The 15235-nt window shown below is 64.5% G+C and carries 4 protein-coding genes and 1 tRNA gene; 3 read left to right on the top strand and 2 right to left on the bottom strand.

The window, feature by feature from the left end:
- Positions 1–339: 339 nt before the first annotated feature.
- Positions 340–1422 (top strand): AbrB family transcriptional regulator, encoded by a 1083-nt coding sequence (locus DAES_RS04530; RefSeq protein ID WP_013513854.1) that lies wholly within the window; start codon positions 340–342, stop codon positions 1420–1422.
- On the opposite strand, the gene DAES_RS04525 is transcribed toward DAES_RS04530, so the two are convergent.
- Entirely contained in the window at positions 1405–2949 is a 1545-nt protein-coding gene (locus DAES_RS04525) for a GNAT family N-acetyltransferase (protein WP_013513853.1), read from the bottom strand. The genes DAES_RS04530 and DAES_RS04525 overlap by 18 nt on opposite strands.
- A 401-nt stretch (positions 2950–3350) precedes the next feature.
- On the opposite strand from DAES_RS04525, the gene DAES_RS04520 reads away from it, so the two are divergent.
- Positions 3351–3953 carry a sensor histidine kinase gene (locus DAES_RS04520; protein ID WP_013513852.1) on the top strand — a complete coding sequence of 201 codons (603 nt, stop codon included), beginning with the start codon at positions 3351–3353 and terminating at the stop codon, positions 3951–3953.
- Between the two features lie 272 nt (positions 3954–4225).
- Here DAES_RS04520 and DAES_RS04515 read toward each other — a convergent pair.
- Positions 4226–4301: transfer RNA gene (locus DAES_RS04515), tRNA-Ala, on the bottom strand.
- Between the two features lie 558 nt (positions 4302–4859).
- Here DAES_RS04515 and DAES_RS17540 point away from each other — a divergent pair.
- On the top strand, positions 4860–15212 hold the full coding sequence (locus DAES_RS17540; protein WP_013513851.1) for an Ig-like domain-containing protein: 10353 nt from the start codon (positions 4860–4862) through the stop codon (positions 15210–15212).
- The last annotated feature ends 23 nt before the right edge of the window (positions 15213–15235 follow it).

Below are 15235 nucleotides of genomic sequence, written 5' to 3'. Positions count from 1 at the left end.
TTCCTGGCGACGTAGCCCCAAAAAGCTCGGAGGGGGGCCGGGGGCCCCGGAAGGCTCGCCATCCCCGCCAAGGATAGTGAAAAATCATGGGGTGGGATACCAGAAAATTCGGCCCGGACGGACGGATGCGGGATTTTGCCGGATTGTACTCCGGACATTCGGCGGACAGGCGCGCCAGCCCCTGTCTCTGGACAGCCGCCTGTTTGCCCTGTACAAATTTTCCTGGCGTCCGTGCGCCCGGCCATCCCGGCGCAGTTTTTTCCTTCCGGGCCGGGAGCAATACCCGGTTCCGGCCTCTGATCAGACAACGGCATCAACGGCCTGCCGCGTGGAGTATTCATGTCCAGTATCCGGAACACGGGCAAGTGGGTCATGCTGGTCCTGGTTTCCGCCCTCATGTCCATACTCCTGCGATGGGCTGGGTTTCCAGCCGCCGAGTTGCTCGGCCCCATGGTCGCGGGCATGTTCTTTGCCCTTCGCGGCGTGGTCCTGAACGTTCCCCGCCTGGCCTTTGGCGGGGCCCAGGCCGTGGTCGGCTGCATGGTGGCCCTGACCCTGACCCCCTCCACCCTGGCCTCGCTGGGCGAGGATTGGCTGATCATGCTCGCGGTGGTCTGCATGACCATCGCCGCCGGGGGACTGGTGGGACTGCTGCTGATGCGCTTTGGCTCGCTGCCGGGCAATACCGCGGCCTGGGGGTCGTCCCCGGGCGGCGCGGCGGCCATGACCGCCATGGCCGAGTCCTTTGGCGCGGACGTGCGCATGGTGGCCTTCATGCAGTATCTACGGATGTTCGTGGTGGTGCTGACCGCCTCGGGCGTCTCGCGCATCCTCCTCGGCCATACGGCGGACATTCCCGCACAGCCCTCCTGGTCGCCAGGGTTCGACGCTCCCCTTGTCCCCCTGGCCCAGACCCTGGCCGTGATCATGGGCGGCCTGTTCCTGAGCGGCAGGCTGCGCATCCCTGCCGGGGCGCTGCTGGTGCCGATGCTGGCAGGCGCGGTCCTCAACTCCACGGGGCTTGTCACCCTTGTTCTGCCCCACTGGCTCCTCTGGGTCGCATACGCCAGCCTTGGCTGGTACATAGGCCTGCGCTTTGACCGCGAGACCGTGCTCCACGTCCTGCACGCCATCCCCCAGATGCTCCTTGCCACCTTCCTGCTCATCGCCCTGTGCTGCGCCTCGGCCTGGCTGCTGACCGTCTGGCTCGGCCTGGACGCCCTGAGCGCCTACCTGGCCACCAGCCCCGGCGGCCTCGACTCCGTGGCCATCATTGCCATGGGCAGCGGCTGCGATGTCGCCTTTGTCCTGGCCCTGCAAACCCTGCGGCTGTTCGCCGTGGTCGTCACCGGCCCATTCGTGGCGCGGCTGATCTGCCGCATCAGCGGCGTGAGCGCGCGAGGATCAGGCGTCAGGCCCTGAGGCGGGAAGCCCGGCCCGCTTCATCTCCCGGCCCACATAATCCGACAGCGCGTTGGCGAAATCGGAATGCAGGCGCAGATGGCCCAGGTCAAAAGGCGCGGCAAGCCGCGTCAGGCGCAGCATGTCGCCGTCCTCGGCACCGTGCGGCCAGATCCCGGCAAAAAAGAACCCCGCCTCTTCTGCGCGCTCGCACAGGATCGGCGTGGCCGCCTGGGCCAGCGGCAGGTCGATGTCCACCTTCTCGGCACCGGCGATCTCCACCAGATCAATGGCCGCCCGCCGGATTTCCGACCATTGCCGCTCGTCGGCGCGCCTGACGCGGATCACCCCTTTCTTCAGCCCCATGTCAAAGGAGACGGAATAGTCGCCGGGCGCGCCGTCCGGTTCCGTGGCTGTCAAAGGCAGCGGCTCGACCAGCCGGTCCAGGTTGGCATAGATGCGCTCCACCATCTCCCGGTGCCGGGCCGGGACGTGGACACGGGCCACGGGCGGCGTGGTCAGATACATGAAGCAGTGCAGATAGGACTCCCGCTGCCTGGGCTTATCGTCCAGCCCCAGTCCCTTGAACTGCCGGGGCGGGCAGGCCGCCAGATCCAGTCCGCAGGGCTTGCCCCCGGCCTCCATGGACTGCCGCTGGCTGATGGGATGGCTGGTCACCGGGTTCAGGGCCAGACCGAAAAGTTCCATCTCACGCGCCCTGGCCACCAGGGCTTCGAACAGGGAATCCATGATCTTCCTACCCCGATGGGCCGGGGAGACCACAAGGAGCGCCAGCTCGGCCATGGGCACGGGCTCCGGCCTCAGCAGGCCCGCATGCCCGGCCACATCGCCGTCCTCGGCCACCGCCACAAAGCTGATGAGCTTGCCGGTGCCGACCAGATGAAGCATCCCCTCCGGCCTGTAAAAGGCCTCGTTCTTGTACGAGTACCCGTAGGCCAGCCAGAATATCCGGGCCACCTGCATGGCCTCGCCGGGCTGGATCGCCCGCGTCTCATAACGCTGCATCGGGGCCTGCGCCACCTCTTCCCGGACCATGGGCTGCGCCTGGGCCCGGCCTGACTCGGCCAGCGCGTCCACCCCAGGCAGCCGCTTGACCAGACACAGCGACTTGCCCTGCCGACCGTGGTTGATCCAGGACACCTCGTCCACCGCGTGCCGGATGAGCTTCAGCCCCAGCCCGCCTGTCCACCCCGGCTCCACGACGGACTCCACAGAAGGCTCCACAGAAGACTCCGGCTCCGCCGCCCTGAGGAGCGACGGGTCGAACGGCAGCCCCTCGTCCCGGAAATCAAGGACCAGCTCGGACTCCCGAATCTCGCCGCCGATGAGCACGTCGCCGCGGGTGCCGTCCGGATAGGCGTGATCGCATATGTTGAGGAACGCCTCCTCCGCCGCCAGCTCCAGGGCCGCGACCTCGCGCCCGGCCAGCCCGGCGGTCTCGGACACCTGACGCACATACCCCTGCACCAGGGCCAGGAGCCGCCCCTGCGCCGGAACCCGCAACTGCGTTTGCAATGACTTGGACATGGCCTTTCGATCCTCCCGCTTCAAAACAGTGTTCACCCCGCACACAAACCGATTCGCCCAACGGGCGCGCAAAGAACGACAGCCCTCTGGCCTGGCAACCATCGGAGATTCCGATCCCCTGTCCCACACCGATCGTCTTGGATTGGACTATATCAAAATCGTATGAGTTTCCAGGGCATTCGATCCTGATCGCGAGCCTTTGGCGAGCATCTCAATACCACGGGCCGGGGAACACCGGGCCGGCCCCGAAGGCAGATCTTTCTGAACACAGAGTGAAAGGCAAGGGATCGGAAACCAATGGAGCGCAATACGCACCCCACCAGCGGCGACGGTGTCAGGTGAATACTCTCTCTGTACAGAAAACGTACGAGTTCTGACAATCTCGTCTTTGGACATCACAAGTGGCCCAGTTGGTTCTGGACGGAGAGAGCAATACAACCGTGATGCAAGCATTCCCGCAAATCATGCTCGGCATTCGGCAAGTGATCCATCTCATCGACGCTACCGAGCCCTTGCTGGAAATGGAAAAGGGCGCATACACGCCCCCCGAGACACCGATCAATATTATTCAGATCCTCGATGTCGTAAGGAAATCCCTGGAAAAACTCTCCTTGCAGAACATGGTGACCGTCAATCTTCCGACCGCTTGCCCCTCCGAGGAGCCACGGCTGTGCGGGGAGGCCTTTCTCATCGAAGACTTGCTTACGAATCTGGTGAAGAACGCGATTGAGGCCTCGCCCAGTGGGGGGCGCGTGACTATCGCCTGCCAAATGGAACCAAAGACGGTACACATTGCCATCCACAATGCCGGCGCTGTGCCTCAAGCCCTGCGGGGACGTTTTTTCGAGAAATATGCCACCATGGGCAAGTCTTGCGGCACGGGGCTGGGGACTTACAGCGCCCAGCTCATCGCCAAGTCTCATGGCGGCCACATCGACCTCATCACGTCCGAAGCCGAAGGGACCACGCTTACTGTCGTACTCCCCCGCTGCGACTTCAAATAGCGTTCCTTCGGTCCGCACGCCCTGACAGGATGTCTCCTTTCTCATGCGTTCACCCATGAATGCCATCGCGCGTGCTTCATCCGATCGGAATCGCGATCCGTCCTGATCAATGTGTCCAAACCAGGGAGGCTCCGTGATCTGCAACATGGACGGCAGCCCGCCCGGAACACCCCATCGAAAGCACCGGACACAGAGCGGACATATTCCTGAAATCAGCCATCAGGCACGAAAAAAGGGCTTCGGAAAATCATCCGAAGCCCTTACCTTTCTCGTGGTGGAGCTGGAGGGAATCGAACCCACGACCTCTTGAATGCCATTCAAGCGCTCTCCCAACTGAGCTACAGCCCCACGCTGTTGGGACCGTCAAATTGCATAAAGCACGGGATGTTGTCAATATAAAATATGTCAGCCTGCGCCCTGCCGGACACCCCGCAGACACAGACTGCCTGCGCCAGAATCACTCGCTGCACCCCCTCACCCGACGCGGGGGCACCAAAGCCGGACCGGCCCTGCCCAAAAACCAACAGCCAGGAATCATTCTCCTTCACAGGCCGCCCCAGAACATTTTTTTAATAAAATATTTTTTATCTCGTTATTTTAACAGCATACACTCGCTTTTCTTAACCCTGCCGCCGGGGGAAACTCTCAGCGGCGCAGCAAATTATCAACATACACTTGTGGAAAACTAAAAATTAACCATTATAAACCTGAATTTCAGCCATATGCCATCTCCTTTGAGCGGCAAGGCCACCGGGCATGACATGGATTATTATCCACAGTATAACCTCATGTAATTCATAATTTTTAAGCCATTGACTTGATCAAGGAATGCCTCTATACAATAGATGAAACGTCAGAACCATCGCCAGAACACGCTGGCCCACGATAGAATCCTCAGGAGGAACCATGGCCGAGAACGAAACCACCCAGCCACAGACCAGGCTGTCCCTCTCCCTTCCGGGCTCCGGCAATACGAAGATCTACAAGGTCACCTCGGACATGCTGGTCGCTTTCGATTTCGACGTGACTCAGGCCGTCTTCAGCGGCAATGGCAATCATCTGGTCATTTCCGTCGAGGGGCAGGGGAGCATAGTCATAGAGGATTACCTGCTTATGGCCGAGCAGGACGCCCTCCCCATGTTTGAACTCCTGGGGGGCGAGCTTATACCCGGCGGCGTCTACCTCTTCGCCTTCAGCGCGGCGGAAGACCAAAATGAACTGGAGACCGCCGCGGACGGCTCGTCGGGCAGCAGCGGCGCAGGCGCATATTCCGACGACGCGGGCACACTTTTCAGGGGCATCGACAGCCTTCCCGGACAAGGCTCCCCTTCCAGGAATGGTCGAAACTCCGACGGGGGCGAATCCAGCCCGAACAACAATCCTTCGGACACTTCGGGCGCAACAAGCAATCCGCCGACCATCAACGGCACCCTGTCCATCACCACTGACGAGGATGTGCCCACGCTCATCACCGCGTCCCAGATTCTCGCCCTGGCCAGCGATCCTGACCCTTACGCCTCCCTGAGCGTGACCGGGCTGACCGTGGCGGGCGGAACCCTGACCCAGATTGCAGCCGGGACATGGCTCTTCACCCCGGACCAGGACTACAACGGCAGCCTCAACATGGCCTTCACCATCAGCGACGGCCTCTACACCGTCTCGGGTCAGGGGGTCATCACCGTCAACGCCGTCAATGACGCGCCGGTAGCCGAGGGCGACACCAACGCCGTGGTCCAAGACGCAGTGATCACCGGTTCCGTGGCCGACAACGACACCGATGTGGACAACACGGCGGAGGAGCTCTCCTATGCCCTGAGCGATCCGGCCAACGCCCCGACAGGGCTGACCTTCAACGCCGACGGCTCCTACACCTTTGACGCAGCTTCCTACAATTACCTTACTGAAGGCGAAACACGCGTCCTCGAGATCGGCTACACCGTCTCCGACGGAGACCTGACCGACACCGCCACCCTGACCATCACCGTCACCGGCACCAATGACGCGGCCTCCATCTCCGTGGGCACGGGCGATGCGGCCAGCGGCGGCGTGACCGAGGACGACGCAGCCACCCTGACCGTCAGCGGCACCCTGTCCATCAGCGACGCCGACGCGGGCGAAGCGGCCTTCGACACCAGCGTGGACAACACCGGCAAGCTCGGCGCCCTGACCATCAGCGCCGACGGCCAGTGGACCTACGCCATCGACAACACCCTGGCCCAGGTCCAGTCCCTGGCCGCCGGGCAGACCCTGACCGAGACATTTACCGTGACCTCGGCGGACGGCACCGCCTCCCAGGACATCGTCATCACCGTCACCGGCACCAATGACGCGGCCTCCATCTCCGTGGGCGCGGGCGATGCGGCCAGCGGCGGCGTGACCGAGGACGACGCAGCCACCCTGACCGTCAGCGGCACCCTGTCCATCAGCGACGCCGACGCGGGCGAAGCGGCCTTCGACACCAGCGTGGACAACACCGGCAAGCTCGGCACCCTGACCATCAGCGCCGACGGCCAGTGGACCTACGCCATCGACAACACCCTGACCCAGGTCCAGTCCCTGGCAGCCGGGCAGACCCTGACCGAGACATTTACCGTGACCTCGACCGACGGCACCGCCAGCCAGGACATCGTCATCACTGTCACCGGCACCAATGAGCAGCCTGTGGCCGTGGCAGACACCGGAGCCATCAATGAAGGACGCGGGAGCATAAGCGGCAGACTGCTGACCAACGATTACGATGTGGACGGCGGCACCCTGACCTTGACTGCGGTCAATGGCGATGAAGCCAATGTCGGCACTTCCGTGGCCGGGCAGTTCGGCACCCTGACGGTGGCAGCCAATGGCCGCTACACCTACTCCCTCGACAACTCGCTGGCCGAAGTGCAGCAGCTGGGCGTGGGCGACAGCGCGACCGAGACCTTCACCTACACCATCTCAGACGGCCAGGGCGGATTCGACACCGCCAGCCTGACCATCACTGTCAACGGCACCAACGACCGCCCCGTGGCCGTGGCCGACACCGCCTCGGTCTTCGAGGATGGCGCGGCAGCCACCGGCAACGTTCTGGACAATGATTATGACATCGACGCCAGCGACACCCTGAGCGTCGCGGCAGTGGGCGGCAGCGCGGACAACGTGGGCAGCGATCTGGCCGGAAAGTACGGCACTCTGACCCTCCAGGCCGACGGCTCCTACACCTACGCCGTGAACAACGACAACCTGACCGTCCAGAAGCTCGGCGTGGGCCAGTCCACCACTGACCGCTTCACCTACACCGTCACTGACGACAACGGCGCGACCCGCTCCGCCACCCTGACCGTGACCATCAACGGCACCAACGACGCACCCGTTGCCACCGCCGACGTGCGCGCCATCAACGAGGGCGCAAGCCGCGTCACCGGCAACGTCAAGAGCAATGACACGGACATCGACGGCGACGCCCTGACCGTGACCGAGGTCAACGGCGAAGAGGGCAACGTCGGCTCCGAGATCGCCGGGCAGTACGGCACCCTGACCCTGAACGCCAATGGCCGCTACACCTACTCCCTCGACAACTCGCTGGCCGAAGTGCAGCAGCTGGGTGTTGGCGACAGCGCGACCGAGACCTTCACCTACACCATCTCAGACGGCCAGGGCGGATTCGACACCGCCAGCCTGACCATCACTGTCAACGGCACCAACGACCGCCCCGTGGCCGTGGCCGACGCCGCCTCGGTCTTCGAGGATGGCGCGGCAGCCACCGGCAACGTTCTGGACAATGATTATGACATCGACGCCAGCGACACCCTGAGCGTCGCGGCAGTGGGCGGCAGCGCGGACAACGTGGGCAGCGATCTGGCCGGAAAGTACGGCACTCTGACCCTCCAGGCCGACGGCTCCTACACCTACGCCGTGAACAACGACAACCTGACCGTCCAGAAGCTCGGCGTGGGCCAGTCCACCACTGACCGCTTCACCTACACCGTCACTGACGACAACGGCGCGACCCGCTCCGCCACCCTGACCGTGACCATCAACGGCACCAACGATGCACCCGTTGCCACCGCCGACGTGCGCGCCATCAACGAGGGCGCAAGCCGCGTCACCGGCAACGTCAAGAGCAATGACACGGACATCGACGGCGACACCCTGACCGTGACCGAAGTCAACGGCGAAGAGGGCAACGTCGGCTCCGAGATCGCCGGGCAGTACGGCACCCTGACCCTGAACGCCAATGGCCGCTACACCTACTCCCTCGACAACTCGCTGGCCGAAGTGCAGCAGCTGGGTGTTGGCGACAGCGCGACCGAGACCTTCACCTACACCATCTCAGACGGCCAGGGCGGATTCGACACCGCCAGCCTGACCATCACTGTCAACGGCACCAACGACCGCCCCGTGGCCGTGGCCGACACCGCCTCGGTCTTCGAGGATGGCGCGGCAGCCACCGGCAACGTTCTGGACAATGATTATGACATCGACGCCAGCGACACCCTGAGCGTCGCGGCAGTGGGCGGCAGCGCGGACAACGTGGGCAGCGATCTGGCCGGAAAGTACGGCACTCTGACCCTCCAGGCCGACGGCTCCTACACCTACGCCGTGAACAACGACAACCTGACCGTCCAGAAGCTCGGCGTGGGCCAGTCCACCACTGACCGCTTCACCTACACCGTCACTGACGACAACGGCGCGACCCGCTCCGCCACCCTGACCGTGACCATCAACGGCACCAACGACGCACCCGTTGCCACCGCCGACGTGCGCGCCATCAACGAGGGCGCAAGCCGCGTCACCGGCAACGTCAAGAGCAATGACACGGACATCGACGGCGACGCCCTGACCGTGACCGAGGTCAACGGCGAAGAGGGCAACGTCGGCTCCGAGATCGCCGGGAATTACGGCACCCTGACCCTGAACGCCAATGGCCGCTACACCTACTCCCTCGACAACTCGCTGGCCGAAGTGCAGCAGCTGGGTGTTGGCGACAGCGCGACCGAGACCTTCACCTACACCATCTCAGACGGCCAGGGCGGGTTCGATACCACTACCCTGACCATCACTATCAACGGCACCAACGACCGCCCCGTGGCCGTGGCCGACACCGCCTCGGTCTTCGAGGATGGCCCGGCAGCCACCGGCAACGTTCTGGACAATGATTATGACATCGACGCCAGCGACACCCTGAGCGTCGCGGCAGTGGGCGGCAGCGCGGACAACGTGGGCAGCGATCTGGCCGGAAAGTACGGCACTCTGACCCTCCAGGCCGACGGCTCCTACACCTACGCCGTGAACAACGACAACCAGACCGTCCAGAAGCTCGGCGTGGGCCAGTCCACCACTGACCGCTTCACCTACACCGTCACTGACGACAACGGCGCGACCCGCTCCGCCACCCTGACCGTGACCATCAACGGCACCAACGACGCACCCGTTGCCACCGCCGACGTGCGCGCCATCAACGAGGGCGCAAGCCGCGTCACCGGCAACGTCAAGAGCAACGACACGGACATCGACGGCGACACCCTGACCGTGAGCGCGGTCAACGGCGAAGAGGGCAACGTCGGCTCCGAGATCGCCGGGCAGTTCGGCACCCTGACCCTGAACGCCAATGGCCGCTACACCTACTCCCTCGACAACTCGCTGGCCGAAGTGCAGCAGCTGGGTGTTGGCGACAGCGCGACCGAGACCTTCACCTACACCATCTCAGACGGCCAGGGCGGATTCGACACCGCCAGCCTGACCATCACTGTCAACGGCACCAACGACCGCCCCGTGGCCGTCGGCGAGACCGGGCTGGTCACGGACGAGGACACCCCGCTGGTCATCGATGTGCTGGCCAACGACTCGGACGTCGATGCCAACGACACCTTGACCATCCTGGGCACGCCCACGGCGCTGCACGGCACCGTGACCGTCAACGCGGACGGCACCATCACTTACACACCCAACGCCAACTACAACGGCGCCGACACCATCACCTACACCATCACCGACAGCCAGGGCGGCACGGCCTCGGCCACGGCCAAGCTGTACGTCAACGCGATCAACGATGCGCCCGACGTGCAGAACGAGACCGGACTGGCCACGGATGAGGACACCCCGCTCGTCATCGACGTGCTGGCCAACGACAGCGACGTTGAGGGGGACACCCTGTCCATCCTGGGCACACCCACCGCTGAAAACGGCACCGTGACCGTCAACGCGGACGGCACCATCACCTACACGCCCAACGCCAACTACAACGGCACCGACACCGTCACCTACACGGTCAGCGATGGCCAGGGCGGCACGGCCACCGGCACCGCCGCGATCACCGTCAACGCGGTCAACGACGCGCCCGAGTTGAGCTTCACCGGCGCGGACCAGACCACCAACCTCATCATCAACGGCAGCTTCGAGAACGTGGCTGGCGGCTACGACATCGAAACCGGAGGCTGGGCCGATGGCCGCGCCCCCGAAGGCTGGACCAAGGTGGCGGGCGACCGCTGGGAAGTCATGGACGGCGACCGCTTCGGCATTATCGGGGCGAGCGACGGCGAAAACGTCATCGACACGGGCGTCGGCTCCCGCGCGGCCCTGGTCATCTCGCAACAGATCAACAACCTCGAACCGGGCCAATACGTCATCGAACTCGACCTCTTCGACCGCGGTTCCAACCTGGGCGAGGCAGACAGCGGCGCCATCGACATACTCTGGAACGGTGAAATCGTGGGTTCCTTCAACCCCGGCGACGACGCCTGGGAGACGGGCCGCGTGATCATCACCGTGGCCGAGGCGGGCAGCGGCACCCTGACCCTGGCCTCGCACAACGCCGACGGCTACGGCAACGTCATCGACAACGTGCGCATGTTCGCCATGACCGAGGCGGCGGACGGCGCGGTCACGGTGGTCGAGAACGCCGCCGAAGGCGCGTATGTGGCCTCGGCCATCGGCACGGACATTGAGACCACAGCCGAGAACCTGACCTTCAGCCTCAGCGACAGCGACGGCTTCGCCGGCCAGTCCGCCCTGTTCGTGATTGATCCGGCCACCGGCGTCATCACCCTGGCGCAGGGCACGACCCTCGACTACGAATCCGGTCAGAGCTACACCATCAACGTGACCGTGAGCGACGGCGACGGCGGCGTGACCACCAAGCCGCTGACCATCAACGTGGCCGATGTCAACGAGGCCCCGGTGGCGGCGAATGTGGACCTGGGCCAGATATTCGAAGACGGCGTGGGCGGCGCAGGGGCCATCACCATGACCAGTGCCGAACTGATCGGCAGCGCCTACGACCCCGAGGGCGGCACGCTCACGGTGGAGAACCTGACCCTGGCCCAGGGCGAGGGCAGCCTGACCGCCAACCCGGACGGAACCTGGACCTTCACCCCGGCCCAGGACTGGAACGGCGAGGTTTCCTTCAGCTACGAATTGAGCGACGGCGTCAACACCACCCCGCAGACGGCTGCGCTCATGGTCCTGCCCACCAATGACGCGCCGGTCATCGACTTTGCGATGTCCGCGCCCGACACGGGCACCAACCTCATCGTCAACGGCAGCTTCGAGAACGTGGCTGGCGGCTACGACATCGAGACCGGAGGCTGGGCCGATGGCCGCGCCCCCGAAGGCTGGACCAAGGTGGCGGGCGACCGCTGGGAAGTCATGGACGGCGACCGCTTCGGCATCATCGGGGCGAGCGACGGCGAAAACGTCATCGACACGGGCGTCGGCTCCCGCGCGGCCCTGGTCATCTCGCAACAAATCAACAACCTTGAGCCGGGCCAATACGTCATCGAGCTCGACCTCTTCGACCGCGGTTCCAACCTGGGCGAGGCGGACAGCGGCACCGTGGACGTGCTCTGGAACGGCGAAATCGTGGCCTCCTTCAACCCCGGCGACGACGCCTGGGAAACGGGCCGCGTGATCATCACCGTGGCCGAGGCGGGCAGCGGCACCCTGACCCTGGCCTCGCATAACGCCGACGGTTACGGCAACGTCATCGACAACGTGCGCATGTACGCCGTGACCGAGGCGACGGGCGCAACCGTCACGGTCAACGAGGACGCCACCGGCGGCACCATCGTGGCCAGCGTGGTCGGCACGGATATCGACTCCATGGGTCTGACCTACTCCCTGGCCGACCCGGGCAACACTTCGCCCTTCACCATCGACGCGCAAACTGGTGTAGTCACCCTCAAGAACGGCGCGAGCCTCGATTACGAGACCACCGCCGCCTACGAGGTGGAGGTCACTGTCAGCGACGGCTTTGCAAGCACCACCAAGACGCTGACCATCAACGTGGGCGATGTCAACGAGGCCCCCACGGGCCAGGACATCGACCTGGGCAGCATCCATGAGGACGGCGTGGGCGGCGACGGTTCCATCACCTTCACGGCCGCCCAGCTCCTGGCCGGAGCCACAGACCCGGACGGCGACGCACTGTCCATCGCCAACCTGACCCTGACCCAGGGCCAGGGCACCCTGGCTGACAACGGCGACCAGACCTGGACCTTCACCCCGGACGCCGACTTCAACGGCGACGTGGCCTTTGGCTACGAGATCACTGACGGTGCGCTCTCCTCGCCCCAGACCGCGAGCCTGACGGTCATCGACACCAACGAGGCTCCTGTGGCGGGCAACGACGTGTTTGGCGGCGTGACCGTGACCGAAGGCGTGACCATCGACCTGACCACCCCGGATTCCGGGGTCAATGTCAGCCAGATCCAGGCACAATGGGCCGCGCAGGGAGTGACCGTGCGCGCCCTGACCGGCGACGGGATGGACGCCGGTTCCTGGAGCGACTCGAGCCTGGGCACCAAGAACGTCTCCTTCACCACGGGCGGCACCCACTACGCCTACTCCGGCCTGGGCGTGAGCGCGCCGGGCAACATCGACGGCGGCGAGGTGGACCTGCTCGACGGCAGCCAGACCACTGCCACGGAACTGCTGGCCGTGTCCTTTGACAAGCCCATGCAGAGCGTGACCCTGGAGATCTCGGCCCTGTTCGACGGCGTCAACGGCAATGCCTACGACATCGGCCACATCGAGGTGGCCCGCGTGGCCGCCTATGACGCCAGCGGCGCGCTGCTCGGCTATGTGGATGTCCAGGGCACGCCAAACGGACTGGCCACGGTCACCCTTGATGTCACCGCCCTGGGCTACGGGCTGCCCATAGCCTCGGTAGCGGTCATGCCCCTTGCCAACAGCGCAGGTAATTCGGGCAACAACTCCGACTTCCTGCTGCGCAGCGTCAGCGGCGAGTCCATGGACGTGGTCACCGGCCTCTTCTCCGAGGACGAGACCATCACCCTGGACGCCAGCGCCCTGCTGGCCAACGACACGGACCAGGACGGCGACCCCCTGACCATCACCTCGGTCGGCGACGCCACCCACGGCACCGTGTCCATGGTGGGCGGGCAGATCGTGTTCCAGCCCGAGGCCAATTACAACGGGCAGGCCACCTTCACCTACACCGTCAGCGACGGCAACGGCGGCTTTGACACCGCCACGGTGGCCCTGAACATCACGGCGGTCAACGACGCCCCGACGGTAGGCCTTGAAACCACCACCTTTGTCGGCGGCGAGGATGCCGTGTCCGTGGTGGGCGACATCGCCATCACCGACGTGGACTCGGCCACAATGAGCAAGGCCGTGATCACCCTGACCAACGCCATGGAAGGTGACGAACTGAACACCGACGGCGTGTCGGGCCTGTTCGTGGACACCGAGGTCACGGCTGACGGCCAGATCATCGTCACCCTGAGCGGGTCGGCCACGGCGGCGGAATACGAGAGCGCCATCAAGGCCATCACCTTCTCCACCACCAGCGATGCGGATACTGCCCGCACGGTCACGGTCCAGGTGACAGACGCCGAGGGCAACCAGGCCCAGACCAGCAACATGGCGACCACCACCATCGACGTGGACATCCCGACCGATGCGCCCATTGTGGACTACAACGTGACCGGCCAGGAAGTGATCTTCCAGTCCGAAAGCGCGGGATACTCCAACATGCTCGGCATCTACACCGTGGACGAAAACAACAACCCGAGCGACCCGGAGATCATCCTGTTCAACTCCAAGAGCGCCCTGCCGCAGGAAGTGCTCAAGGCCTTTTCCGAAGACGCGTCGATACGCTTCTTCCTGATCCCCAACGGTGCCAACCAGGGCCTCGACACCAGCGCCACGCTCCACTTCGTCATGAGCAACGGCCAGTGGGCCCTGGCCCTGGCCAGCGCCGACACCACCACCCGGATAGTGGACGTGAAGTTTGACGACGCCCAGTTCAACCCCAATGGCGAGGAAGCGACCTTCAAGTACTCCTGGGGCGGGCAGCCCGGCATGACCTTGAGCGACTACCAGAGCGTGACCGTGAGTATCGACGACCAGACCTCCAACGTCGATGACGACGACTTCAACGATCTCAGCGTCAAGCTCGCCTTCACCAACGACGGCGTCTTCCAAGGCGGCAGCGGCGACGATCTGGCCTACGGCGGCCTGGGCAGCGACACCCTGCACGGCGGCGCGGGCAACGACACGCTCTACGGCGGCGACGCCAACGACATCCTCTACGGCGGCTCCGGCAACGACTCCCTTGATGGCGGCAACGCCGACGACATGATCAGCGGCGGAAGCGGCAACGACACCCTGCTGGGCGGCAACGGCAACGACGTGCTGGTCGGCGGCGCGGGCAACGACTCCATGGACGGCGGCACCGGCAACGACACCCTGCTCGGCGGCGACGGCAACGACACCCTGCTCGGTGACCACGGCGACGATCTGCTGAGCGGCGGCGCAGGCGACGACTCCCTGGACGGCGGTACCGGCCACGACACCCTGTTCGGCGGCGACGGCAACGACACCTTGGTGGGAGACCACGGCAACGATCTGCTGGTGGGCGGCGCAGGCGATGACCTGATCTACGGCGGCACCGGCAACGACATGGTCATCGCCGGTACCGGGTACGATCAGGTGGAACTGGGTTCCGGCAACGACACCATCTTCATCGACCAGTCCGTCCTGGCAGACGGCGGCGGCGAGATGATCGTGTCCGACTTCAACGTGCGCCAGGATGTCCTGGAACTGGGCGACGGCCTGTCCATCGACAACATCATCATGAGCAGCACCCAGGACTACACGCAGCTGGTGATCACCAACGGCGATCAAGACATCGTGGTCAAGCTGCTCGGCGTGACGCCCTCAGACTTCACCAACCACAACCCGATTGTGAACACGGACACCACGGCTGATTCCCTGATCCAGATGCTGGTCGAGGCCGACAACAAGTCCGACTTCTAACCTGCCACGACAATGGCCCGGCT

The sequence above is a fragment of the Pseudodesulfovibrio aespoeensis Aspo-2 genome, assembly GCF_000176915.2.
GTDB lineage: Bacteria > Desulfobacterota > Desulfovibrionia > Desulfovibrionales > Desulfovibrionaceae > Pseudodesulfovibrio > Pseudodesulfovibrio aespoeensis.
Note: the sequence above shows the minus strand (reverse complement) of the source record. Positions and strands in the feature narration are given on the sequence as shown.